Annotated in this window: 19 protein-coding genes; 15 read left to right on the forward strand and 4 right to left on the reverse strand. The window is 70.0% G+C overall.

The window, feature by feature from the left end:
• Positions 1–39 precede the first annotated feature (39 nt).
• The 8 genes from glmS (at position 40) to ABC337_RS12330 (ending at position 12,615) form a co-directional block, all read left to right on the forward strand.
• Positions 40–1,932 (forward strand): glutamine--fructose-6-phosphate transaminase (isomerizing), encoded by a 1,893-nt coding sequence (glmS, locus tag ABC337_RS12295; protein ID WP_412883727.1) that lies wholly within the window; start codon positions 40–42, stop codon positions 1,930–1,932.
• Positions 1,933–1,936: 4 nt separating this feature from the next.
• Entirely contained in the window at positions 1,937–2,284 is a 348-nt protein-coding gene (locus tag ABC337_RS12300; RefSeq protein WP_412883726.1) for a holo-ACP synthase, read from the forward strand.
• A gap of 3 nt (positions 2,285–2,287) precedes the next feature.
• Positions 2,288–3,850, forward strand: a complete 1,563-nt coding sequence (locus ABC337_RS12305) for an NAD(P)H-hydrate epimerase (RefSeq protein WP_412883725.1) — start codon at positions 2,288–2,290, stop codon at positions 3,848–3,850.
• Positions 3,851–3,940: 90 nt separating this feature from the next.
• Positions 3,941–6,181, forward strand: a complete 2,241-nt coding sequence (glgX, locus tag ABC337_RS12310) for a glycogen debranching protein GlgX (protein WP_412883724.1) — start codon at positions 3,941–3,943, stop codon at positions 6,179–6,181.
• On the forward strand, positions 6,178–8,502 hold the full coding sequence (gene treY / locus ABC337_RS12315; RefSeq protein ID WP_412883723.1) for a malto-oligosyltrehalose synthase: 2,325 nt from the start codon (positions 6,178–6,180) through the stop codon (positions 8,500–8,502). The genes glgX and treY overlap by 4 nt, the downstream gene beginning before the upstream one ends.
• 38 nt (positions 8,503–8,540) lie before the next feature.
• A complete protein-coding gene (gene treZ, locus ABC337_RS12320; protein ID WP_412883722.1) occupies positions 8,541–10,310 on the forward strand; it encodes a malto-oligosyltrehalose trehalohydrolase in 1,770 nt (589 codons plus the stop codon).
• 21 nt (positions 10,311–10,331) lie between these two features.
• Positions 10,332–11,369, forward strand: coding sequence for an L-glyceraldehyde 3-phosphate reductase (mgrA, locus tag ABC337_RS12325; protein WP_412883721.1), 1,038 nt, complete (start codon positions 10,332–10,334; stop codon positions 11,367–11,369).
• Between the two features lie 160 nt (positions 11,370–11,529).
• A complete protein-coding gene (locus tag ABC337_RS12330; protein WP_290255877.1) occupies positions 11,530–12,615 on the forward strand; it encodes an inositol-3-phosphate synthase in 1,086 nt (361 codons plus the stop codon).
• 229 nt (positions 12,616–12,844) lie between these two features.
• On the opposite strand, the gene ABC337_RS12335 is transcribed toward ABC337_RS12330, so the two are convergent.
• The 3 genes from ABC337_RS12335 to mshA form a co-directional block, all read right to left on the reverse strand.
• A complete protein-coding gene (locus ABC337_RS12335) occupies positions 12,845–13,792 on the reverse strand; it encodes a hypothetical protein (protein ID WP_412883720.1) in 948 nt (315 codons plus the stop codon).
• Positions 13,793–14,003: 211 nt separating this feature from the next.
• Complete coding sequence (locus ABC337_RS12340) at positions 14,004–15,707, reverse strand: formate--tetrahydrofolate ligase (protein ID WP_412883719.1); 1,704 nt, start codon at positions 15,705–15,707, stop codon at positions 14,004–14,006.
• Between the two features lie 72 nt (positions 15,708–15,779).
• On the reverse strand, positions 15,780–17,045 hold the full coding sequence (gene mshA / locus ABC337_RS12345) for a D-inositol-3-phosphate glycosyltransferase (protein WP_412883718.1): 1,266 nt from the start codon (positions 17,043–17,045) through the stop codon (positions 15,780–15,782).
• Positions 17,046–17,276: 231 nt separating this feature from the next.
• Between mshA and ABC337_RS12350 the strand changes: the two genes are divergently transcribed.
• The gene (locus ABC337_RS12350) at positions 17,277–17,771 is read left to right on the forward strand and encodes a GNAT family N-acetyltransferase (RefSeq protein ID WP_412884936.1); all 495 of its coding nucleotides are present in this window, start codon (positions 17,277–17,279) and stop codon (positions 17,769–17,771) included.
• A 47-nt stretch (positions 17,772–17,818) separates the two neighbouring features.
• Here ABC337_RS12350 and ABC337_RS12355 read toward each other — a convergent pair whose 3' ends face one another.
• A complete protein-coding gene (locus tag ABC337_RS12355) occupies positions 17,819–19,297 on the reverse strand; it encodes a family 4 glycosyl hydrolase (RefSeq protein ID WP_412883717.1) in 1,479 nt (492 codons plus the stop codon).
• 90 nt (positions 19,298–19,387) lie between these two features.
• Here ABC337_RS12355 and ABC337_RS12360 point away from each other — a divergent pair, with 90 nt between their 5' ends.
• The 6 genes from ABC337_RS12360 (at position 19,388) to tsaD (ending at position 24,722) form a co-directional block, all read left to right on the forward strand.
• Positions 19,388–20,479, forward strand: a complete 1,092-nt coding sequence (locus ABC337_RS12360) for a carbohydrate kinase family protein (protein WP_412883716.1) — start codon at positions 19,388–19,390, stop codon at positions 20,477–20,479.
• A 91-nt stretch (positions 20,480–20,570) separates the two neighbouring features.
• A complete protein-coding gene (alr, locus tag ABC337_RS12365; RefSeq protein ID WP_412883715.1) occupies positions 20,571–21,794 on the forward strand; it encodes an alanine racemase in 1,224 nt (407 codons plus the stop codon).
• On the forward strand, positions 21,791–22,405 hold the full coding sequence (gene tsaE, locus ABC337_RS12370; RefSeq protein ID WP_412883714.1) for a tRNA (adenosine(37)-N6)-threonylcarbamoyltransferase complex ATPase subunit type 1 TsaE: 615 nt from the start codon (positions 21,791–21,793) through the stop codon (positions 22,403–22,405). Before alr ends, tsaE begins: the two co-directional genes overlap by 4 nt.
• Positions 22,406–23,077: a tRNA (adenosine(37)-N6)-threonylcarbamoyltransferase complex dimerization subunit type 1 TsaB gene (gene tsaB, locus ABC337_RS12375; RefSeq protein ID WP_412883713.1), complete on the forward strand. Its 672-nt coding sequence runs from the start codon at positions 22,406–22,408 to the stop codon at positions 23,075–23,077. It abuts the gene before it with no gap.
• A 59-nt stretch (positions 23,078–23,136) separates the two neighbouring features.
• Positions 23,137–23,619 carry a ribosomal protein S18-alanine N-acetyltransferase gene (gene rimI, locus ABC337_RS12380; protein WP_412884935.1) on the forward strand — a complete coding sequence of 161 codons (483 nt, stop codon included), beginning with the start codon at positions 23,137–23,139 and terminating at the stop codon, positions 23,617–23,619.
• Positions 23,616–24,722, forward strand: a complete 1,107-nt coding sequence (tsaD, locus tag ABC337_RS12385; protein ID WP_412883712.1) for a tRNA (adenosine(37)-N6)-threonylcarbamoyltransferase complex transferase subunit TsaD — start codon at positions 23,616–23,618, stop codon at positions 24,720–24,722. The genes rimI and tsaD overlap by 4 nt, the downstream gene beginning before the upstream one ends.
• The last annotated feature ends 52 nt before the right edge of the window (positions 24,723–24,774 follow it).

The raw sequence follows: 24,774 nt of genomic DNA on the forward strand, positions 1-24,774 counted from the left end.
ATCCATAACGCAGCGCCAAAACCAGATAGGCTTGGGTCCATGTGTGGAATCGTTGGATATGTAGGCCGCCCGGGTGGCCAGACAAGTACTGAGCACCAGGCCCTGGACGTTGTCCTCGAAGGCCTGCGCCGGCTGGAGTACCGCGGATACGACTCCGCGGGCATCGCGGTGGTCGCCGATGGCGCGATCTCCTCGCGGAAGAAGTCCGGCAAGCTCAGCAACCTCATCGCCGAACTCGAGGCCAACCCGCTGCCGGATGCGACCACCGGCATTGGCCACACCCGGTGGGCCACGCACGGCGGTCCGACCGACCAGAACGCCCACCCGCACCTCTCCGACGGCGGCAAGCTGGCGCTGATCCACAACGGCATCATCGAGAACTTCGCCGAACTCAAGCAGGAACTGCTGGAAAAGGGCGTGACCTTCCAGTCCGAGACGGACACTGAGGTCGCGGCCGCCCTGCTCGGCGACATCTACCGCAACCAGCTCGGGGGCGACAACGCCAACGGCGGCCTGACCAAGGCCATGCAGCTCGCCTGCCAGCGGCTCGAGGGCGCGTTCACGCTGCTCGCCATCCACGCCGACCAGCCCGACGTCGTCGTGGCCGCCCGGCGCAACTCCCCGCTGGTGGTAGGCCTGGGCGAGGGCGAGAACTTCCTCGGTTCCGACGTCTCCGGCTTCATCGACTACACCCGCCGCGCGGTGGAACTCGGCCAGGACCAGATCGTCACCATCACCGCCGACTCCGTGGAGATCACCGACTTCTACGGTGCCCCCGCCGAGGGCAAGGAATACCACGTCAACTGGGACCCGGCCTCCGCGGAGAAGGGCGGCTTCCCGTCCTTCATGGAGAAGGAAATCCACGATCAGCCCGACGCCGTGCTGCAGACCCTGCTGGGCCGCTCCGACGTCGACGGCAAGCTGACCCTCGACGAGCTGCGCATCGACCCCGAGCTGCTCAAGAGCGTCGACAAGATCATCGTGCTCGCCTGCGGTACGTCCGCTTACGCCGGCCAGGTCGCCAAGTACGCCATTGAGCGCTGGTGCCGGATCCCCACGGAGGTCGAACTCTCGCACGAGTTCCGCTACCGCGACCCGATCGTGGACGCCCAGACCCTGATCGTCTCGATCTCCCAGTCCGGCGAGACCATGGACACCCTCATGGCGGTCCGCTACGCCAAGGAACAGGGCGCCAAGACGGTTGCCATCTGCAACACCAATGGCTCCACCATCCCGCGCGAATCCGACGCCGTGCTCTACACGCACGCCGGCCCGGAAATCGCCGTCGCCTCCACCAAGGCCTTCCTGGCCCAGATCACCGCCGCCTACCTGTTGGGCCTCTACCTCGCCCAGCTGCGCGGTAACAAGTTCCAGGGCGAGATCAAGGACATCCTTTCCGACCTGGGCAAGATCCCGGAGAAGGTCCAGTCCATCCTGGACAACGCGGCGCAGATCAAGGAGCTCGGCGAGTCCATGGTGGACGCCAAGTCCGTGCTGTTCCTGGGCCGCCACGTCGGCTTCCCGGTGGCCATGGAGGGCGCGCTCAAGCTCAAGGAGCTCGCCTACATCCACGCCGAGGGCTTCGCCGCCGGCGAGCTCAAGCACGGCCCGATCGCCCTGATCGAGGAGGGCCAGCCGGTGTTCGTGGTGGTCCCGTCCCCGCGCGGCCGCGACTCCTTGCACGCCAAGGTGGTTTCCAACATCCAGGAAGTCCGCGCCCGCGGTGCCAAGACGATCGTCATCGCCGAAGAGGGTGACGAAGCGGTCAAGGCCTTCGCCGAGCACGTCATCTACATCCCGGAAACCCCCACCCTGCTGGCACCGCTGCTGACCACCGTCCCGCTGCAGATCTTCGCGCTGGCCCTCGCCAGCGCCAAGGGCTACGACGTGGACCAGCCGCGGAACCTCGCCAAGAGCGTGACCGTAGAATAGCCGCATGATCGTAGGCATTGGCGTAGACGTCGTAGACATCGAGCGGTTCGGGCGGCAACTTGAGCGCACCCCCGGTTTGAGGGACAGGCTGTTCGTCCCGGCTGAGCGTGAGCTGAATACCCGCTCCTTGGCGGCCCGTTTTGCCGCCAAGGAAGCTGTCGCCAAGGTCCTGGGCGCTCCGGCCGGCATGAACTGGCAGGACTGCTGGATCGGCCTGGACCAGAACGGCCCCACGGTGCAGGTCAAGGGCACCGTGCTGGCCGTGGCCCAGTCCAGGGGCGTCAAGCGCTGGCACCTGTCCATCAGCCACGACGGCGGGATCGCCACCGCCACGGTGATCGCCGAAGGCTAGGCCATGATCAGCGCCCATACCGGAACGCACATCCGGGACGTCGAAAGGCGGCTCCTGGACGCAGCTGCGGACCCCGGTATGGGCGCTGTTCTCATGCAACGGGCCGCCTACGGATTGGCCAACGCCGTGGTGCGGGAGCTGCGGGGCCGAGGGCGCCGGCTCTACGGAGGCAGCGTCACCGTCCTCACGGGCAAGGGCAACAACGGCGGGGACGGCCTCTTCGCCGCGGCCCTGTTGGCCCGCCGCGGCATGCGGACGACGGCGGTACTCACCGCCGGCGACGCCCACCCGGAGGGCCTGGCCGCCTTCCACGCCGCCGGCGGCCGATCCATCGCCCTGCCGGACTCCGGCGACGCCGCCGCCGGGCTGGCGCGCCAAACCGCCGGTTCGGACATCGTCATCGACGCCATCCTCGGCACCGGCGCACGCGGCAGCCTGCAGGGGCCGACGGCGCGCTTCCTCGAGCTGCTGGCCGGCGAGATCCGGGACCAGCGTGACCGGAGGCTGGCGCCCGGCAGCGGAGCCCTCGTGGTCGCCTGTGACATTCCCAGCGGCATCGACGCGGACACGGGCGAAGCGGACGGGACAGTCCTGGCCGCCGACCTGACCGTGACGTTCGGCGCCGCCAAGGCCGGTCTCCTGGCCGACCCCGGCGCGGACCACGCCGGCCGGATCGTGACCATACCCATCGGCGTTGAGCACGGCCTCGGTGCCCCGCCGCTGCGCCGGCTCCAGGGCCCCGACCTGGCGGCGCTCCTGCCGCACCCGACCCGCCGGGCACAGAAATACTCCCGTGGCGTCCTCGGCGTGGTCGCGGGCTCGGAGCGGTACCCCGGAGCCGCCGTCCTCGCCTGCCGCGGCGCCCTCGCCGCCGGCGTCGGCATGGTCCGCTACGTCGGACCGCCGGCGGTCGCCGACCTGGTCCGGCAGGCCTGCCCCGAGGTGGTATGCGGCCAGGACACCGACGTGCGGGTCCAGGCCTGGCTCCTCGGCTCGGGACTGGACGACGGCGCCGGGGAGCAGCTTGACCGGGTCCGGGCCGCGGCCGCCGCCGGGCTGCCGGTCGTGGCCGACGCCGGGGCCCTTCCCGTCCTGCCTCACGATCTGAGCGGTCGAACCGTGCTGACCCCCCACGCCGGCGAACTGGCCACCCTCCTGACCCGCTACGGCGCCGACGGGCAACGCACCGCCGTCGAGGCCGCGCCGCTGGCCAGCGCACGGCACGCCGTGTCCCTGACCGGCGCGACGGTGCTGCTCAAGGGGGCGACCACGCTGGTGGCGGCCCCGTCCGGCGCGGTGTTCAGCCAGGCCGAGGCCACCCCCTGGATGGCCACGGCGGGCAGCGGCGATGTGCTGGGCGGCATTCTGGGCGCCTTGATGGCCCAGCTGGCAGACGATCCGGACCACTTCGCGGCCGCCGGAATCGCGACCGCGGACCGCTGGGCCGCCGTCGGCGCCATGGCCGCAAGCCTGCACGGCCGGGCCGGGACACTCGCCAGCCGCGGAGGCCCCATTACGGCCACCGATATCGCCCGCACGCTCCCGGAGGTCATGGCCGCGCTGTAACACAACCGACCCCGTCGCGCCTTGGTAATTTAGTAACCCTGCTTACAAGTAGTCTGTCTAGAGATAGTCCGCATCGCACGAGGAGTACACATGGAAGTTTGGCCCGGTACGGCATACCCGTTGGGTGCCACGTTCGACGGCACCGGCACCAATTTTGCACTGTTCAGCGAACAGGCTGAGCGGGTGGAGCTCTGCCTCCTGGCCGATGACCTCACCGAGACGCGGATTGAACTCACCGAGGTGGACGGCTACGTCTGGCACTGCTACCTGCCCATGGTCCAGCCGGGCCAGCGCTACGGTTTCCGCGTCCACGGCCCCTACGACCCGGCCAACGGCAACCGGTTCAACCCGAACAAACTCCTCCTGGACCCCTACGCCAAGGCCATCAAGGGCCAGATCGACTGGGAACCGGCCCTTTTCTCCTACGAATTCGGCGACCCGGATTCCACCAATGACGCCGACTCCGCGCCGCACACCATGCACGGCGTCGTCATCAACCCCTACTTCGAATGGGACGGCGACCGCCAGCTGCGCGTGCCGTACCACGAGTCGGTCATCTACGAGGCACACGTGAAGGGCCTGACGGAGCTCCACCCGGAGATCCCCGAGGAGCAACGCGGCACCTACGCCGGCGTGGCGCACCCCGCCGTCGTCGAACACCTCAAGAAGCTCGGCGTGACCGCCATCGAGCTCATGCCCGTGCACCAGTTCGTCAACGACGGCACCCTGGTGGAGAAGGGCCTGAACAACTACTGGGGCTACAACACCATCGGTTTCTTCGCCCCGCAGAACACCTACAGCTCCGCCGGTGACAGCGGACACCAGGTCCAGGAATTCAAGGCCATGGTCCGGGACCTGCACCGCGCCGGCATCGAGGTCATCCTCGACGTGGTCTACAACCACACCGCCGAAGGCAACCACCTGGGACCCACGCTCTCCTTCAAGGGCATCGACAACCAGGCCTACTACCGGCTGGTGGACGGCGACCTCAAGCACTACATGGACTACACCGGCACCGGTAACTCCCTGAACGTCCGGCACCCGCACTCGCTGCAGCTGCTGATGGACTCGCTGCGCTACTGGGTCACCGAGATGCACGTCGACGGCTTCCGCTTCGACCTCGCTTCCACCCTGGCCCGCGAGTTCTACGACGTCGACAAGCTCTCGACCTTCTTCGAACTCATCCAGCAGGACCCGATCGTCTCGCAGGTCAAGCTGATCGCCGAGCCCTGGGACGTCGGCCCCGGCGGCTACCAGGTGGGCAACTTCCCGCCGCAGTGGACCGAATGGAACGGCAAGTACCGGGACACCGTGCGCGACTTCTGGCGTGGCGAACCCTCCACGCTGGGCGAATTCGCGTCCCGGCTGACCGGCTCCGCGGACCTCTACGAGAGTTCCGCCCGCCGGCCGGTGGCCTCCATCAACTTCGTCACCGCCCACGACGGCTTCACCATGCGGGACCTCGTCTCCTACAACGAGAAGCACAACGAGGCCAACGGCGAGGGCAACAACGACGGCGAGTCCCACAACCGCTCCTGGAACTGCGGCATTGAGGGTGACACCGACGACGAGACCGTGCTCGCCCTGCGCGCCCGCCAGCAGCGGAACTTCATCGCCACCTTGCTGCTCTCCCAAGGCGTCCCCATGCTTCTCCACGGCGACGAACTCGGCCGCACCCAGCAGGGAAACAACAACACCTACTGCCAGGACTCCGAGCTCAGCTGGATCCACTGGGAAGCGATGGACCAGCCGCTGGTGGAGTTCACCGCCTTCGTGAACAAGCTCCGCCACGACCACCCGACCTTCCGCCGCAGCCGCTTCTTCGACGGCCGCCCGGTGGTGCGCGGCGAGGGTGAGAAGCTGCCGGACATCGTCTGGCTCAAGACCGACGGCACGGGCATGCTCCCGGAGGACTGGGGGAGCGGCTTCGGCCGGACCATCGGCGTGTTCCTCAACGGCCACGGCATCCAGGAACAGGACTCCCGCGGCCGGCGGATCACCGACGACAGTTTCCTCATGGCCTTCAACGCCCACGACGACGGCGTCGACTTCGTCCTGCCGCCGGACGAGTACTCCCCGAACTGGGAGGTCCTCATCGACACCGCAGCCCAGGCCGACGATTACGAGCCGCTGAAGGCCGGGACCACCCTGACCCTCGCCGCCAAGTCCATGGTTGTGCTGCGTGCCTACTCGGGCCCCGAGGTGGAGGTCGACTACTCCGCCGCCGCGTCGCTGGCCGCCCGCGCCGCCGACGAGGAAGCCCAGGAAGAGATGGTTCAGGCCCAGACCAAGGCCGCCGACGAGAGCGAAGCGAAGGCCACCCAGGCATGAAAACACCGATTTCCACGTACCGGCTGCAAATCCGGTCCGGCTTCACCCTGCAGGACGCCGCTGCCCAGGTCCCGTACCTGAAGTCACTCGGCGTCGACTGGATCTACCTCTCACCCATCCTCACCGCGGAGAAGGGATCGGACCACGGCTACGACGTCACCGACCCCTCCACCGTGGACCCCGTCCGCGGCGGACCCGAGGGCCTCGCCGCTGTCTCCCGCGCCGCCCGAGAGGCCGGCATGGGCGTGCTGGTGGACATCGTTCCCAACCACGTCGGCGTCGCCACCCCGGTCCAGAACCCGTGGTGGTGGTCCCTGCTCAAGGAAGGCCGCCAGTCGCCCTACGCCCCGGCGTTCGACGTCGACTGGGACTTCGGCGGCGGGCGCATCCGCATCCCCGTCCTCGGTGAGGACACCGACGTCGATGCCCTTGAGGTCCGCGACGGCGAACTCCGGTACTACGACCACCGGTTCCCCCTCGCCGAAGGCACCTACACAGAGGGCGATGACCCCCGCGCGGTGCACGACCGGCAGCACTACGAACTGGTGGGCTGGCGCCGCGCCGACAACGAGCTGAACTACCGCCGGTTCTTCGCGGTCAACACCCTCGCCGGAATCAAGGTCGAGGACCCGAAGGTCTTCGATGAGGCGCACGAGGAGATTGTCCGCTGGTTCCGCGAGGACCTGGTGGACGGCCTCCGCATCGACCACCCGGACGGCCTGGCCGACCCGGGCGGCTACCTGCACCGGCTCCGCGAGGCCACCGGCGGGGCGTACCTGCTGATCGAGAAGATCCTGGAACCGGGCGAGGAACTGCCCGCCGGGTTCGAAGCCGAGGGGACCACCGGCTACGACGCACTAGCCGACGTGGACCGTCTCTTCGTCGACCCGGCCGGCCAGGCCGGCCTGGACGCCCTGGACGCGTCCCTGCGCGACGGCCGGGTCCCCGACTACGAGGACATGATCCGCGGCACCAAGAGGCGGATCACCGACGGCATCCTGCACTCCGAGATGCTCCGCCTCGCCCGGCTGGTCCCGTCGGACGCGGGCCTGGGTGTCGACGCCGCGGCGGACGCACTCTCCGAGATCATTGCCGCCTTCCCGGTCTACCGCAGCTACCTGCCCGAGGGGGAGGACGTGCTGAAGGAAGCGTGCGATCTCGCCGTCGAGCGCCGCCCGGAGCTCAAGGACGCCGTCCGCGCCCTGCTGCCGCTGCTCCTCAAGGCCGGCCCCGACGCCGGTGAGGAACTGGGCCGCCGCTTCCAGCAGACCTCCGGCATGGTGATGGCGAAGGGCGTCGAGGACACGGCCTTCTTCCGCTACACCCGCCTGGGCACCCTCACCGAGGTCGGTGCGGACCCCACCGAATTCGCAATCTCCGTGGACGACTTCCACACCCGGATGACGCGCCGGCAGGAGCGCCTGCCGCTCTCCATGACGACTCTCAGCACCCACGACACCAAGCGCAGCGAGGACACCCGCGCCCGGATCACGGTGCTCGCCGAGTGCCCCGCCGAATGGAGCGCGTCCCTGGGACGGCTGCAGCAGCTCGCCCCGCTGCCCGATGGCCCGCTGGCGAACCTGCTCTGGCAGGCCATCGCCGGAGTCTGGCCGGCGGACCGGGACCGGTTGCAGTCCTACGCGCAGAAGGCCGCCCGGGAAGCGGGGAACTCCACCGACTGGCTGGACCCGAACGAGGAGTTCGAGGTTAAGCTGACCGCCGCCGTCGACGCCGCCTTCGACAACCCGGCCGTCCGCGCCGAGCTGGACTCACTGGTCGAATGGCTGGACCCGCGGGGCGCGGTCAACGCGCTCGGCGCAAAGCTCGTCCAGCTCACCATGCCCGGCGTCCCGGACGTGTACCAGGGCACCGAGTTCTGGGACCGGTCGCTGACCGACCCGGACAACCGGCGTCCGTTCGACTTCGGCGCCCGCCGGGCCGCCCTGGCGCGGCTGGACGCCGGGGAACTGCCGGACTCCTACCGCGACGACGACGCCAAACTCCTGGTCACCTCCCGGGCCCTGCGCCTGCGCCGCGACCGGCAGGACCTCTTCACCGGTTACACGCCGTTGCAGGCCACCGGTCACGCCGCCGGCCACGTCGTCGCCTTCGACCGCGGACAGGACGCCCCGGGCGCCGTCACCGTCGCGACCCGACTGCCCCACGGGCTGGAGCAGCGCGGCGGCTGGCAGGACACGGCCCTCGAGCTCGCCGTGGCGATGACCGACCAGCTCACCGGCCGGTTCTTCGAGCCGGGCTCCGTGGCGGTGGGGGACCTCCTCCGCCACTTCCCGGTGGCCCTCCTCGCCCCGACCGCATGAGCCCTTCACAGACCGACGCCAACCCAGGGGGAACTACAATGACACTGCCCACAGACGGATCCGCGCGCTTCGACATCTGGGCGCCGGAGGCGAAGGACGTCGTCCTGCTCGCCGACGGCCAGCGCTACCCCATGACCCAGGCGACCTCCGGCCCCGAGGGCTGGTGGACGGCGGCGGACGCGCCCGCCGGCGACGACGTCGACTACGGCTACCTCCTCGACGGCGACGACAGCCCGCTGCCGGACCCGCGCTCCCGCCGGCAGCCCGAGGGCGTGCATTCCCTGTCCCGGACTTTCAACCCCCGCGCCCACCGGTGGGCCGACGCCGGCTGGTCCGGCCGGAAACTGCAGGGCAGTGTCATTTATGAGCTGCACCTGGGCACCTTCACCCCCGAGGGAACCCTCGACGCCGCCGCCGGAAAACTGGATTACCTCGCCGACCTCGGCGTGGACTTCGTCGAACTGCTGCCGGTCAACGGCTTCAACGGCACCCACAACTGGGGCTACGACGGCGTCCTCTGGTACACCGTGCACGAGGGGTACGGCGGGCCCGCGGCCTACCAGCGCTTCGTCGACGCCGCCCACGCCGCCGGGCTGGGCGTCATCCAGGACGTGGTCTACAACCACCTTGGCCCCAGCGGCAACTACCTGCCCCGCTTCGGCCCGTACCTGAAGTCCGGCGAGGGCAATACCTGGGGCGACTCGGTCAACCTCGACGGCCCCGGCTCGGACGTCGTCCGCTCCTACATTCTGGACAACGCCGCCATGTGGCTGCGCGATTATCACGTCGACGGCCTCCGGCTCGACGCCGTGCACGCCTTCAAGGATGAACGCGCCGTCCACCTGCTGGAGGACTTCGGCGCGCTCGCCGACGCTGTCGCCGCCGAAACCGGCCGGCCCGCCACCATGATCGCCGAGTCCGACCTGAACAACCCGCGCCTGCTGTACCCCCGGGACGCGAACGGCTACGGCCTGGCCGGGCAGTGGAGCGACGACTTCCACCACGCCGTGCACGTCAACGTCAGCGGCGAAACCACCGGCTACTACGAGGACTTCGGCTCCCTCGGCGCACTGGCGAAGGTGCTGGAGAAGGGCTTCTTCCACGACGGCAGCTACTCCAGCTTCCGCGGACGGCACCACGGCCGGCCGATCAACACCGGCCTGGTCCACCCCGCCGCGCTGGTGGTCTGCAACCAGAACCACGACCAGATCGGCAACCGGGCCACCGGCGACCGGCTCTCCCAGACCTTGGGCTACGGGCAGCTGGCCCTGGCCGCCGTCGCCACCCTCACCGCCCCGTTCACCCCGATGCTGTTCATGGGCGAGGAATACGGCGCCAGCACGCCCTGGCAGTTCTTCACCTCCCACCCGGAACCGGAACTGGGCAAGGCCACCGCCGAGGGCCGGATCAAGGAATTCGAGCGCATGGGCTGGGACCCCGCCGTCGTCACCGACCCTCAGGACCCGGAGACGTTCACCCGCTCCAAGCTGGACTGGGCCGAGGCCTCCGAGGGAGACCACGCCCGGCTGCTGGCTCTCTACCGGGAGCTCATCGCCCTGCGACGCTCGACGCCGGACCTCACCGACGGCGGGTTCGCGGACACCGCCGTCGACTTCAGCGAGGACGAAGGCTGGCTGCTGCTGCGCCGCGGCGGCACCGAGGTTGCCCTGAACTTCTCCGCCGAGGCCCGGACCGTGCCGGTCGCCTGGTCAGCCCTGCGGCTCGCCACGGACGACGCCGTCGCCCTCGATGGCGGGACGCTGAGCCTGCCCGGCCACAGCGCCGGCATCCTCGCGTCCCGGCCCTAACGTCAGAACGGAAGGAAACCCATGACCTACACCGCAGCGGAAAACCGCTACGACACGATGCCCTACCGCCGGGTCGGGCGCAGCGGCCTGAAACTGCCGGCCATCTCACTGGGCCTGTGGCACAACTTCGGCGATGACAAGCCCTTCGAGGTGCAACGGGATATCCTGCGCCGCGCCTTCGACCTGGGCGTCACGCACTTCGACCTGGCCAACAACTACGGCCCGCCCTACGGCAGCGCCGAAACCAACTTCGGCCGGCACTTCCGGGACGACTTCGCCCCGTACCGCGACGAGCTGATCATCTCCAGCAAGGCCGGCTACGACATGTGGCCCGGCCCCTACGGCAACTGGGGCTCCCGCAAGTACCTGCTGGCCAGCCTGGACCAGTCCCTGGGCCGGATGGGCCTGGACTACGTGGACATCTTCTACAGCCACCGCCCGGACCCGGAAACCCCGCTGGAGGAAACCATGGGCGCCCTGGACCAGGCGGTCCGCTCCGGGAAGGCCCTTTACGCCGGCATCTCCTCCTACACCCCGGAACAGACCCTGGAGGCGGCCCGCATCCTGAAGGACCTCGGCACGCCCCTGCTGATCCACCAGCCCAGCTACTCGATGCTGAACCGCTGGACCGAGAACGGCAGCCCGAGCCTGCACGAGGCGCTGGAGCAGGTGGGGGCCGGGTGCATCGCGTTCTCACCCCTGGCTCAGGGCATGCTCACCGACCGCTACCTCAACGGCGTCCCCGAGGACTCCCGCGCCGCCCAGCACAAGTCGCTGGACACGGACATGATCAGCGAGGAGAACCTGGACCGCGTCCGCGGGCTCAGCCGGATCGCCGAGGGCCGCGGCCAGACCCTGGCCCAGATGGCCATCGCCTGGATCCTGCGCGACCAGCGCAAGGGCGCCCCGGTCACCTCCGCGCTCGTCGGGGCCTCCAGCGTCCGGCAGCTCGAGGACAGCCTCGCCGCGATTAACAAGCTGGACTTCAGCGCCGAGGAACTGGACGCCATCGACGAGTTCGCCGTCGAGTCCGACATCAACCTCTGGGCCCAGAAGTAACCGGTCCGTTATCGAAACGGTGCCGCGGACGGGAACAAACCCCGCCCGTGGCACCGTTGACTAGAATGCAAGGACGCCGCACGGCGTCGTGCCCGCTTCTTCGCCGTCCCCTTCGCGGAACGGCCTCGCCGGGCACCTGTTGGTTCTCTAAGGGAGTTTCGTGTCTGCAAATCCGATTCGTGTTGCAATCGTGGGCGTGGGTAACTGCGCCACCTCGCTGGTCCAGGGTGTCGAGTACTACCGGGACGCCGATCCCGAGGCCACGATCCCGGGTCTGATGCACGTCCAGTTCGGCAAGTACCACGTCAACGACGTGCAGTTCGTGGCGGCGTTCGACGTCGACGGCAAGAAGGTGGGCCAGGACCTCTCCGCCGCCATCCTGGCCAGCGAAAACAACACCATCAAGATCGCGGACGTCCCGCCGACCGGTGTCACCGTCCAGCGCGGCCCCACCCTCGACGGCCTCGGCAAGTACTACCTCGAGACCATCGAGCAGTCCCCGGAGGAGCCGGTCGACGTCGTCCAGGCCCTCAAGGACGCCCAGGTGGACGTCATGGTCTGCTACCTGCCCGTCGGCTCGCAGGAGGCTGCCGAGTTCTACGCCCAGTGCGCCATCGACGCCGGCGTCGCCTTCGTCAACGCCCTGCCGGTCTTCATCGCCGGGACCAAGAAGTGGGCGGACAAGTTCACCGAGGCCGGCGTCCCGATCGTGGGCGACGACATCAAGAGCCAGATCGGTGCCACCATCACCCACCGCGTCATGGCCAAGCTGTTCGAGGACCGCGGCGTCACCCTGGACCGCACCTACCAGCTGAACGTCGGCGGCAACATGGACTTCAAGAACATGCTGGAACGCGACCGGCTCGAGTCCAAGAAGATCTCCAAGACCCAGGCCGTCACCTCCAACGTCGAGGCCGACCTCGCCGCCCGCGACGTGCACATCGGCCCGTCCGACTACGTGCAGTGGCTGGACGACCGCAAGTGGGCCTTCGTCCGCCTCGAGGGCCGCAACTTCGGCGACGCCCCGGTGTCGCTGGAGTACAAGCTGGAGGTCTGGGACTCGCCCAACTCCGCCGGCGTGATCATCGACGCCGTCCGCGCCGCCAAGATCGGCCTGGACCGCGGCATCGGCGGCCCGCTGCTCTCCGCGTCCAGCTACTTCATGAAGTCCCCGCCGGAGCAGTTCAACGATGACCTCGGCCGTGAAAAGGTCGAGGCCTTCATCCGCGGAGACCTGGAGCGCTAAAGCCCTTCCTCGCCTCCGGACGCTCCCTCAGATCCGGCACGTTTCACCATGACGCTCCCGCACTTCCGGTGCGGGAGCGTCGTGTTTTCCGGCCGGAGGGACGTTCCTGTCCGCACGATCCCTCAGGATTGGAGGGTTTCGTTAGGACGCTCCCTCACGATCGGCGGGTTCCGTTGGGACGCTCCCTCACGATCGGCGGGTTCCGTTGGGACGCTCCCTCAAATCGACATCAAAAGCCAGCGGCGCTTGACGGGCTAACGTAGGCGTTGCGAAGGACACGTTTGATTCTGGACGTCGCGGCAACGAAACCGTCGGCGAGGTCTTGTTTAGTCAAAAGGATCACTGCCCAGCCGGCCGCTTCAAAGGCCTTATCTCGGCGTCGATCGCTGAAGATTTGGGCGGGCTCCAGGTGATGACCGCCGTCGTACTGGATGGCGAGGCGCCGACGCCGGTACCCGAGGTCGGCCGTCGGGGTTGCTGGACTGCCCGGGCGCAGTTCTATTTGAAGCTCCGGTTCAGGAAGCCCGGCGTCGCACATTGCGAGGCGCAGGAGGGTCTCAGGTCCCGAGTCTGCTCCGACGCGCATTAACTCCAAAGCTGTTCGGGCCCGGACGATTCCCTGAAGGTTCGGGTGGCGACCCAGCATCAAACGCAATCCGGCGAGGGTCGCGAACGGCTCGCTCCGGCCCTCCAGGTTTAACCGGGGGACACGAACGAGCTCGTCCCCCATGCAGACCAGCTCAGGCACGTTCAGGACCCTGGCCAAGTCGAGCCACGTCCGGGAGCGCGTACTGATCCGGATGCCATCCGCGGTCTCGACCTCGCCGTCGAACGCAACAACCGTGTGTCCAACAATCCCTTTCCGACGGACTTCCGGGAGCGCGCGGGGCTTGCTTAGGTGTAACTCCTCGGAATCGGAGAGCCGCGGGGGCAAGAGTTGGCCGCGAAGCCGAGCGGCCGTGACGTGCGAGATCCACGCCCCGGGGGAGGCCTCGGACAACGCGCGGGCGGCCGACTCCAACTCGAAGCTCCAACCTGCGGGCCGGTAGAGCCCCCGACTGACGTGCCGGACATCCGGCTGCCGCAACCTGGCTCTCGTTACTCCCAACGACATCGCGGCCGTGAGGGTGAAAGGTCCAGCCTCCAACGACTCCGGCAACTCTCTTCGTGCGCTCATGCTGGCATTGTGGACGACTTGGACAAGCCTTGGAGGAGTTATCCACAGCGGCCCGAGAAGCCGCGCCGGACGTGAGGGAGGGATTCCTCGATCGGTTCCGGACGTGAGGGAGGGATTCCTCGATCGGTGCCGGACGTGAGGGAGCGTTTCGTCGATCGGTGCCGGATGTGAGGGAGGGTTTCGTCGATCGGTGCAGGACGTGAGGGAGGGGTTAGAAGAGGCCCACCGGGTTGCCGTCGGCGTCGACGTCCATCCGCATCGCGGCCGGGACCTTGGGCAGCCCGGGCATGGTCATCACGGCGCCGGTGAGGGCCACGATGAAGCCCGCGCCCGTCTTGGGGATCAGGTCCCGGACGTGCACGGTGAAGCCCTTCGGTGCGCCCAGCTTGGTGGCGTCGTCGCTGAACGAGTACTGCGTCTTGGCCATGCATACCGGCATCGAGGACCAGCCATTCTTCTCGATGTCCGCCAGCCGCTTCAGCGCCGGCACGGAGAACTCCACGCCGTCGGCGCCGTAGATTTCCTGGACTACGGTTCGGATCTTGTCCTCCACCGACAGCTCCAGCGGGTACAGCGGGGAGAACCCGTGCGGGGCCTCGATCGCGGCGGCCACCTTCGCGGCGAGCTCGTCGCCGCCGTCGCCCCCGCCGCCCCGGCCCCAGACGTCGGCGACCGCGGCCTCCACGCCCTCCGCTTTGCACCAGGCCAGCAGCCAGTCGAGCTCCTCCTGGCTGTCGGTGCCGAACTTGTTGATGGCGACCACCGGGGTGATGCCGAACTTGCCGATGTTGCGGACGTGCCGCTGCAGGTTGGCGACGCCGGCGGCGAGGGCATCGACGTCGGGCGCCTGGAGCAGGTCCTTGGCCACCCCGCCGTGCATCTTCAGCGCGCGGACGGTGGCGACCACCACGACGGCGGACGGTGCCACATCGCCCACCCGCGATTTGATGTCCATGTACTTTTCCGCGCCCAGATCGGCGCCGAAGCCGGCCTCGGTGACCACAATGTCCGCCAGGGAGCGGGCCGTCTGCGTGGCGATCAGGGAGTTGCAGCCGTGGGCGATGTTGGCGAAGGGACCGCCGTGGACCAGGGCGGGTGTGCCGGCGATGGTCTGCACCAGGTTGGGCTTGATCGCGTCCTTGAGCAGCATGGTCAGGGCCCCCTCGACGCCGAGGTCGGCAACGGTAACCGGCTCCCGGTCGTAGGTGTAGCCGAAGGTGATCCGGCCCAGCCGGGAGCGAAGGTCATCCAGGCCCGTGGCGAGGCAGAAGACGGCCATGATCTCGGAGGCGACGGTGATGTCGAACCCGTCCTGCCGCGGAACGCCCTGGGTGGGCCCGCCGAGGCCGATGACCACTTCGCGGAGCGCGCGGTCGTTCATGTCCAGGACCCGCTTGAACGTCATCCGGCGAGGGTCGATGTTCAGCGCATTGCCTTGGTAGATGTGGTTGTCCACCAGCGCCATCAGGGCGTTGTTGGCCGAGGTGATGGCATGGAAGTCGCCGGTGAAGTGCAGGTTGATTTCGTCCATGGGCAGCACCTGCGAGAAGCCACCACCGGTGGCGCCGCCCTTCATCCCCAGGATCGGGCCCAGCGAGGGCTCGCGCAGCGCAATCATCACCCGGTGGCCGGCGCGGGCCAGGGAATCGGCCAGGCCGACCGTGGTGGTGGACTTGCCCTCTCCTGCCGGAGTCGGCGACATGGCCGAAACGAGCACCACCTTGCCGCGGGCCGGAGTAGCGGCGCCGGTAAGCCGAGCCGGATCGATCTTGGCCTTGTACCGGCCGTAGTGTTCCAGCGCCTCGGGGTTGATCCCGGCGGCCGCCGCGACGTCGTCGATGGGCCGCATGGTGGCGCGCCGGGCGATCTCGAGGTCGCTGGGAACGGGCGCGGCGGGGGAGGTGGGGGCTGACATCGGCGTCCTTCGGCTCGTGGCGTGGATTCGCTGTGCCGGCGGTCCCGGCCAAGCGTCCGGCGGGGCTCCCGGTCAGGGAGCGGGCACCGCCGTGGTGCTTCGTGTTCCAAAATACTGGACCAGCGCGCCCTGGTAGCTCTCCAGCGTCAGCGCGGCCGTGTGGTGCCAGCCGAATCCCTGGGCATGCACCGACGCCGCGCGGCCCATATCCTCACGGGTCAGCGGGTCGTCGTGCAGGGATTCGAGCGCGTCCGCCCAGTCCGAGGCCTTGTGTCCCTCCACCAGCATCCCGGTCCTGCCGTCGAAGATGGCGCGGGAGAGGCCGCCCACCCGGGTCGCGACCACGGGGGTGCCGCAGGCCTGGGCCTCCAGCGCCACCAGCCCGAAGGATTCGCTGTAGGAGGGCATCACGACGACGTCGGCCGAGCGGTACCAGCCGGCAAGCTTCGGCGCGCTGACCGGCGGGTGGTGGGTGACGACGTCGTCCATCCCGGCGGCGGTGATCAGGGCCTTGAGGTCGAAGTCCTTCGCCCCGCTCACGGCGCCGAGGATGGTGACCTGAAGGTCGATATCGGGGCGCCGGGCACGCAGCAGGGCCGCGGCCTTGATCAGGATCTGCGGGCCTTTCAGGCGTTGGATCCGGCCGGCGAAGAGGAGGTGAAACCGGCCCGGCGGGATGCCGTGGTCGCTGCGGGCCTTGGCCCGGAACGCCGGAGTGAAGACATCGAGGTCCACCCCGGGCGGGGCTACGTCGATCCGGTCCGGGTCCGCGTCGTAGTGCGAGACCAGTTCGGCCGCCTCCGCCGCGGTGTTCGCGATCAGGCGGGTGGCGCCGTCGACGATCCGGTGTTCGCCCTCTTCGCGGCGCCGCGGCTCCGGCTTTTCCCCGGACTCCAGCAGCAGGTTCTTGACCTTGGCCATGGTGTGCATGGTGTGGACCAGCGGCACGCCCCAAAGCTCCGATAGCTCCAGCCCCGCGACTCCGGAGACCCAGTAGTGCGAGTGGATCAGGTCGTACCGGCCGCGCGGCTGGTCGGCCTTGATCCGGTCAATCTCCGCGACCATCGTGTGCAGCAGCGCGGGCAGTTCCTCCTTGGGGACCTTCCGCGGGGGCCCGGCGAAGACGTTGTGCACGCACACGCCGGGGGAGGGGTGCTCGACGGCGGGCTGGTCCGCCGCGGTGGAGCGGGTGAAAATTTCCACCTCGACCCCGGATTCCGCGAGGGCGGCAGCCAGGGCCCGGATGTAGACGTTCATGCCGCCTGCGTCGCCGGACCCGGGCTGTTCCATGGGGGAGGTGTGGAGCGAGAGGAATGCGACCCGACGGACCAGCGGCATCGTGGTGTCCTTCCTCTCAGCGTGTGGTTCCCGGCGTTCCGGGGACGTGGATTCGGTAAAACACTACTCCTGCGGGGGCCGCGGGTTCCCGCCCGGGACCCGGCAGCCCGCCGCCGGTGCGCCCGCCGGTGCCGGCGCCGCCGTGCTCACCGGGCCCACCGCCGCACCGGCGCTGATACGGTGGCCGCTGTGAGCACCGTTGACAAGGCCCCGCAGGAAACCGCCGACTGGATGATCAGGGACGCCACGGACCACGACTGGCCCGGCATCTGGGAAATCCTGGAGCCGGTGATCCGTGCCGGTGAGACTTTCACCTGGGACCGGGACACCACCGAGGACGTTGCGCGGGCCAAGTGGGTCAAGACGGCGCCGGGCCGGACCTTCGTGGCCGTGGGCACTGCGGAGCGCGACGGCGTCGTGCTGGGCACGGGGGAACTGCACGCCAACCAGGGCGGCGGCGGGAGCCACGTGGCGAACGCGGGCTACATGGTGCGGGCCGGGTTTGGCGGCCGTGGCCTGGCCCGCGCGCTCTGCGCCTACTCCCTCGACGCCGCCCGCCGGGAAGGCTTCCGGGCCATGCAGTTCAACGCTGTGGTGGAGACCAACGTCAGGGCGGTCGCCGCCTGGCAGGGCATGGGCTTCATCGTTCTGGCCACCATTCCGGAAGCCTTCCAGCACCCGGAGCGCGGGTTCGTGGGTCTGCACGTGATGCACCGGATGCTGTAGGCAGGTCCGCTCCCACGCAGGCTTTCCCGCTTGTCCGGCAATTTCGTCTAGCTGCCCGCGCCGTCCTGCCATAGCGCGTGGAGCCGGGGGAAGGCCGCCTCGTATCCGGCCAGTAGCCTCGCGGCCAGCTCCTCGGAGTCGACCAGCGGATGGCGGGCGAAGGCCGCCAGCGCCGCTTCCCTACGTGCCGATCCGGAGCTGGCGCCGGGACCGCCGTCCCCGCCCGCGCCGCCGGTGTCGTTGCTTGCCGGAATGCCCTTCCCTGAGCCCGGCCCCGGCGTCGTGGCCCGGACCACCAGCCGCTCGACCTCTTTCACCCGGCGCATCAGGTCCAGCTGCGCCGGGGCCGGCCGGTCCTGGGCCATGGGCACGACGCCGTCGGCGCCGACCCGGCACGGCACCTCGACGACGGCGTCCCCCGGCAGGCCCGGAATCGCGGCACCCCCGCTCCCGGCATCCGGCAGGGTGTTGGGGACGTTGAGGATCAACTCCGTCGCCGGGCCGCCGGAGAGCGCCCGCATCAGGGCCAGCGCCACCCGCTCGTACCCGCCCCCGGCGAGATCCTCCTCGTCCCGCTGTTCGCCGCCGGGCCGGGCCTCGGCGAGGTAGCCCTCCTCACGGGACCGGCGCGCTGCGTCCCACAGCGCATAGGCCTCTGCCCCCGCCGCAGCCCGCGGGTACAGCCCGGCCTGCTGCCGGTGGATGGACTCGCCGCGGGTCTCCGTCGCGGACCGCATCGCGGCGGCGGCCTGCTCCGTGGCGTAGTAGTAAAAGAGGTACTCGTTGGGCAGGCAGCCCAGCCCGGCCAGAAGCTCCGGGGAAAACAGGCGCCCCTCCTCGAACCCGGCCAGAGCCCGCGGATTCGCCAGCAACTCCGGCAGGTGGTCCCGGCCGCCGGCCTCAAGCCGGTACAGCCAGCCGAGATGGTTCAGCCCGTAATAGCCCACCCCCGCCAGAACGCCGTCCGGCAGCGCTGCCCCGGCCGCGCGCGCCGCCCGATGGGCCAGGCCGCCGGCGGAATCGCAGATCCCCACCACCTTCGGGCCCAGGACCGGCACGAGGGCCTCCGTCACCATCCCGGCAGGGTTCGTGAAGTTGACCAGCCAGGCCCCGGGGCACAGCCGGCGCATGGCCTCGGCGAGCTCAAGCATCGGCGGGATGCTCCGCAGCGCGTACGAGATGCCGCCAGCACCGGTTGTTTCCTGACCCAGCAGTCCCAGGCCCTGGGCCACCCGTTCGTCCCTCACCCGACCCGCGGTTCCGCCGGGGCGGATGGCGGCGAAGACCATGTCCGCCCCGGCGAGGGCCACCTCCAGGGACGTAGACGTCCGTACGGCAGGGACCTGCGCGGAGTCGGGAAGCTGGGCGCGGAAGGAGGCCAGCACCGACCCGATGGCCTCCAGCCGCTGAGCATCGACGTCGTACAGCACACACTCGTCCACCAGCCCGGCGTACGGGCCGGTGCAGAGTGCCCGGTAAATGAGCGGCACCCGGAACCCGCCGCCGCCGGCAACCATGAGCCGCATGCCAGCAGTGTAGGCCCGTCCGCCGGTGGCAGGGGAGGGACGGACGGAAGACGCTACCGGGAGCGGGCTGGCCGGCGTACCCTGCGGTGTATGGACGCGATTCCAGCGCCGCGTTTCGATCCGCTTGCCGCTGTCCGCACCCCGGCGGCCCTGGGATTCGACGTGCTACTGACGGGCACCGTGTTCCAGGACATCATTTTCACGGGACTCCCGCACGCCCCGAAGCCGGGCACCGAGATCTGGAGTGAGGGCATGGGCAGCTGCCCGGGTGGGGTGGCGAACCAGGCCATCGCCGCGGCCCGGCTGGGCTTGCGGACGGGACTCGCGGCAGCCTTCGGCGACGACGGATACGGCGAGGAGAACTGGAAGATCCTGGCCGGGCAGGAGCACGTGGACCTCTCGCTGTCCCGCCGGATTCCCGGCTGGCACTCGCCCGTCACCGTGTCCCTCAGCGTGGAAAAGGACCGGTCCATGATCACCCACGGCCACCCGGCGCCCGTGTCCGCCACAGAACTGATCGGGTCACGGCCGCTCGCGCTCGCCGCCGTCGCCGACCTCTCCGAGGAGATGGAACCGTGGGCGGTGGCCGCGCACGGGGCCGGCGTCCGGCTCTTCGGCGACGTCGGCTGGGACCCCACGGAAACCTGGGCGCGGGCGCGGCTGGAGAACCTGCGCTACTTCCACGCCTTCCTGCCCAACCAGGAGGAGGCGATGGCCTTCACCGGCAAGGACAACCCCTGGGCGGCGCTCTACGCGCTCGCGGACCGGGTGCCGGTGGCCGTGGTGACCCTCGGCGCGCAGGGTGCCATGGCGGTGGACTCGGAGAGCGGCGAGGAGGAATGGGTGCCCTCGCTGCCCGTCACCGCCTTCGACCCCACCGGCGCCGGCGACTGTTTTGCCGCGGCGTTCATCGTGGGCTGCCTGGCCGGCTGGCCGCTGGGGGACCGGCTGCGCTTCGCCAATCTCTGCGCCGCCCTGGCCGTGCAGCATGTGGGAGGTTCCCTCGCCGCGCCGGGCTGGGGCGACGTGGCCGACTGGTGGCAGCGGGCCAATGCCCGGAAGGAACGGCAGGGCAGCCAGTGGCTGCGCCGCTACCGCTTCCTTGAGGAAATTGTGCGCGACGTCCCGCCGGCGGCGCAGCGCCGGGCCGCGGCGACCATCGCGCACCTTTCGGACGCGTAGGACGGCTGGGTCACGTAGGACGGCCGGGACCCAGGCCGGGAGCCCGGCCCCCGAATTCAGCCGCGTCCGGGGCCACCCGTAGAATCGTTAGGTGATATCCCCAGCAGCGTCAGGTGAGTCCCAGCCGTCCGAGGACGCCGCGCCGGCCCGCGCGGAGGAACGGTCAGCGGTCATCGACCTCGCCGCGGTCCGGCACAACGTCCGGCGGCTCGCCGCCGTCGCCTCCCCGGCGAAGGTGATGGCCGTGGTCAAGGCGGATGCCTACGGTCACGGCGCCATCCCGGTGGCCCGCGCCGCGCTCAGCGCCGGCGCCAGCTGGCTGGGCGTGGCCCACATCTCCGAGGCACTCGCCCTCCGCGCCGCCGGCATCGACGCGCCGCTGCTGGCCTGGCTGCACACCCCGGACAGCAACTTTGCCGCCGCGGTCGCCGCCGGGATCGACATCGGCTGCTCCGGCTGGGAGCTGGGCCGGATCGTCGCGGCGGCCCGCGAACAGGAACGCCCCGCCCGGGTTCATCTCAAGGTGGACACCGGCCTGGGCCGCAATGGTGTGACCCTCGCGGCGTGGGATTCGCTGCTCGGGGAGGCCCTCGAGTACCAGGACCAGGGCCTGCTGCGCGTGGTCGGGATCTTTTCCCACCTGGCCGTCGCGGACGAGCCCGATCGGCCGGAAACCGACGCGCAGCTCGCCGCCTTCCGCGACATCCTGGCCATGGCCCAGGATGCCGGCGTCGACCCCGAGGTCCGCCACCTTGCGAACACCCCTGCCACCCTGTCCCGGCCGGACACGCACTTCGACCTGGTCCGGGTGGGGCTGGGCATCTACGGCCTCTCGCCCTTCGAGGACCAGGGCGCCGAGGACGTGGGCCTCCGCCCGGCCATGACCCTGCGCACCGTGGTGGCCCACTGCAAGGACGTCCCCGCCGGCCAGGGCGTCTCCTACGGCCTGAACTACCGCACCGCCGGCCCCAGCACCCTGGGCCTCATCCCGTTGGGCTACGCCGACGGCGTCCCGCGGGTGGCTACGGGCGGACCCGTCCGGGTGGCGGAGAGGACCTACCCGGTGGTGGGCCGCATCGCGATGGACCAGATGGTGATCGACCTCGGTCCGCTGGGCGTCTCGGCGGGCGGCACGTCGCTGCTGGGCGAGGAAGCCGTCCTGTTCGGCGACGGCGCCGACGGCGGCCCCACCGCCGAGGACTGGGCCCGCGCCGCCGGCACCAACAACTATGAGATCGTCACGCGGATCAGCACCCGGGTGCCGCGCCGCTACATCAACGAGGCCCCCGACGCCGATGGCGGGGAGTCGCTGTGAGCGCGCCGGTGTGGGAGCGCAGCGTCGAGGTCGCCACCGCCGCCCAGACACAGGCGCTGGCCGCCGCCCTCGGCGCCGAACTGCGGGCGGCGGACCTCTTGGTGCTCACCGGGGAACTCGGCGCCGGCAAGACCACGTTCACCCAAGGCCTGGGTGAGGGGCTCGGCGTGCGCGCCGGCATCATCTCCCCGACGTTCGTCCTGGTCCGGATCCACCCCAACCTGCCGGACGGACCCCGCCCCGGCGGTCCTGACCTGGTCCACGTGGACGCCTACCGGCTGGAGTCCGCCGCCGAGATCGACGACATCGACCTTGAAAACACCATGGACTCCGCGGTGACCGTGGTGGAGTGGGGCCGGGACCGGGTGGAACACCTGAGCGAGAGCCGCCTGGAAATCGACCTGCACCGCCGGCTGGGAAGCGGCCCCGGCGGAGGCCACCAGCCCGCCCCTCAAACGGACACCGCCCCGGAGGGCGTGCTCGACTTCGAAGACGAAGACGACGACGAACCCCGCACCGTGGTCTTCCGCGGCTACGGCCCGCGCTGGGCCGAACCTCCCGCGGCCCTGATGGGCGGCCCGGCCGCAACGCGCAACCAGGAAGAGGACTAAATGCTGATTCTCGCCATCGACACCTCGGCGGTTGCCAGCGCGGCCCTCGTCTCCGACGATTCCCTCGAATCCGTGGTGGGCTGCTTCGCCACCGAGGACACCCGCAGCCATGCCGAGGTCCTCGCCCCCGGCATCGCGAAGCTCCTGACCGGGGCCGGCCTGACCGGCGCCGATCTCGACGCGGTGGTCACCGGCGTCGGCCCCGGACCCTTCACCGGCCTCCGCTCGGGGATCGTCACCGCCCGGACCCTCGCGAACGTCTGGGGCAAGCCGCTGTACGGGATGATGAGCCTGGACGCGATCGCCCTCGAGGTGGCCGAGTCCATCGACAGCGCCGCCGAGTTCCTGGTGGCCACCGACGCCCGGCGCCGCGAGGTGTACTGGGCCCGCTACACCCTGGCCGCCGGGCAGCTGCCCAAGCTCGCGGACGGACCCCATGTCGGCTTCGCCTCCGAGCTGCCGGACCTGCCGGTCTACGGTGCCGGTGCCGGGCTGTACGCCGACCAGGTGCGCGCCGTCGCCGGTTTCGCCGAACGCCAGCCCGAGGCGGTCTCCCTGGGCCAGTTCGCCCTCGCACGCCTGGCCGCCGGGGAAGAACTGCCGGACACCACACCGCTCTACCTGCGCGAATCCGACGCCCAGGTGCCCGGCCCGCGGAAGCGCGCACTGTGACCGCCGGGGCAGCCTCCGCCGCGTCCGGACCCGCCCCCGGGGGCGTGACCCTGCGGCCCATGACGGCCGTGGACATCCCGGCCGTCCACGCCCTGGAGGTCCGGCTTTTCCCCGTGGACGCGTGGCCGTTGCAGATGTTCAGCGACGAGCTCTCGCAGACCGACACCCGCCACTACCTCGTGGCCGAGGCCGACGGCGGGATCGTGGGCTACGCCGGACTGATGTGCATCGAGCCCATCGCGGACGTCCAGACCATCGCCGTCGTCCCCGAGCAGGAGGGCCGCGGGATCGGCTCGGCCCTGCTGACCCGGTTGATCGCCGAGAGCCGGCGGCGCCGCGCCGCGGACGTGCTGCTTGAGGTCCGGGCCGACAACCCGCGCGCCCAGCAGCTCTACCGGCGCTTCGGCTTCGAACAGATCCACATCCGGCCGCGCTACTACCGCGACGGCGTCGACGCCCTGATCATGCGCCTGACGCTGACCGGCCCGGCAACCCCGGGCCACACGCCGGACGATAACCCTGAGGAGACAGGCCAGGCATGAACAACGCTCCGCACAGCCACCAGCCGCTGGTGCTCGGCATCGAATCCTCCTGCGACGAGACCGGCGTCGGCATTGTCCGCGGCACCCGTTTGCTGGCCAACACCGTGTCTTCCTCGATGGAGGAACACGTCCGTTTCGGCGGCGTCATCCCCGAGATCGCCTCCCGCGCCCACCTCGACGCCTTCGTTCCCACGCTGACCGAGGCGCTCGCCGCTGCGGACGTGGCCCTGGACGACATCGACGCGATTGCCGTGACCTCCGGACCCGGCCTGGCCGGGGCCCTGATGGTGGGGGTCTGTGCGGCCAAGGCGCTGGCCGTGGCCACCGGGAGGCCGCTCTACGCGATCAACCACCTGGTGGCGCACGTCGGCGTCGGCCTGCTGGACACTGACGGCGCCGGCGGTCCCGGCCAGCCGGCCGCCCTGCCCGACAACCTCGGTGCACTCCTGGTTTCCGGCGGACACACCGAGATCCTGCGCATCCGCAGCATCACCGACGACGTGGAATTGCTCGGATCGACAATCGACGACGCCGCCGGCGAGGCCTACGACAAGGTGGCCCGCCTGCTGGGCCTGGGTTACCCCGGCGGCCCGGCCATCGACAAGCTGGCGCGCACCGGCAACCCCAAGGCCATCCGCTTCCCCCGCGGGCTCAGCCAGCCCAAGTACATGGGGACCGCGGAGGAGCCCGGCCCGCACCGCTACGACTGGTCCTTCAGTGGCCTGAAAACCGCCGTCGCCCGCTGCGTCGAACAGTTCGAGGCCCGCGGCGAGGAGGTGCCGGTGGCCGATATCGCCGCGGCGTTCCAGGAGGCGGTGGTGGACGTCATCACGGCCAAGGCGGTGCTCGCCTGCCGCGAACACGGCATCACGGAGCTGCTGCTGGGCGGGGGAGTGGCGGCCAATTCCCGGCTCCGGCAGCTCACCGAACAGCGCTGCACCTCGGCCGGAATCCGCCTGACCGTGCCGCCGCTGAGCCTCTGCACGGACAACGGTGCCATGGTGGCCGCCCTCGGGGCGCAACTGGTGATGGCCGGAACGGCCCCCAGCGGGATCGGCTTTGCGCCGGACTCCTCGATGCCGGTCACGTCCGTCTCGGTCTGACCCGGCGGAGAGTCGAGGCCAAGGGCCCGGCTAATTCGCCCGGCCCACGCCG

This window comes from Arthrobacter phoenicis (assembly GCF_047238215.1).
GTDB lineage: Bacteria > Actinomycetota > Actinomycetes > Actinomycetales > Micrococcaceae > Arthrobacter.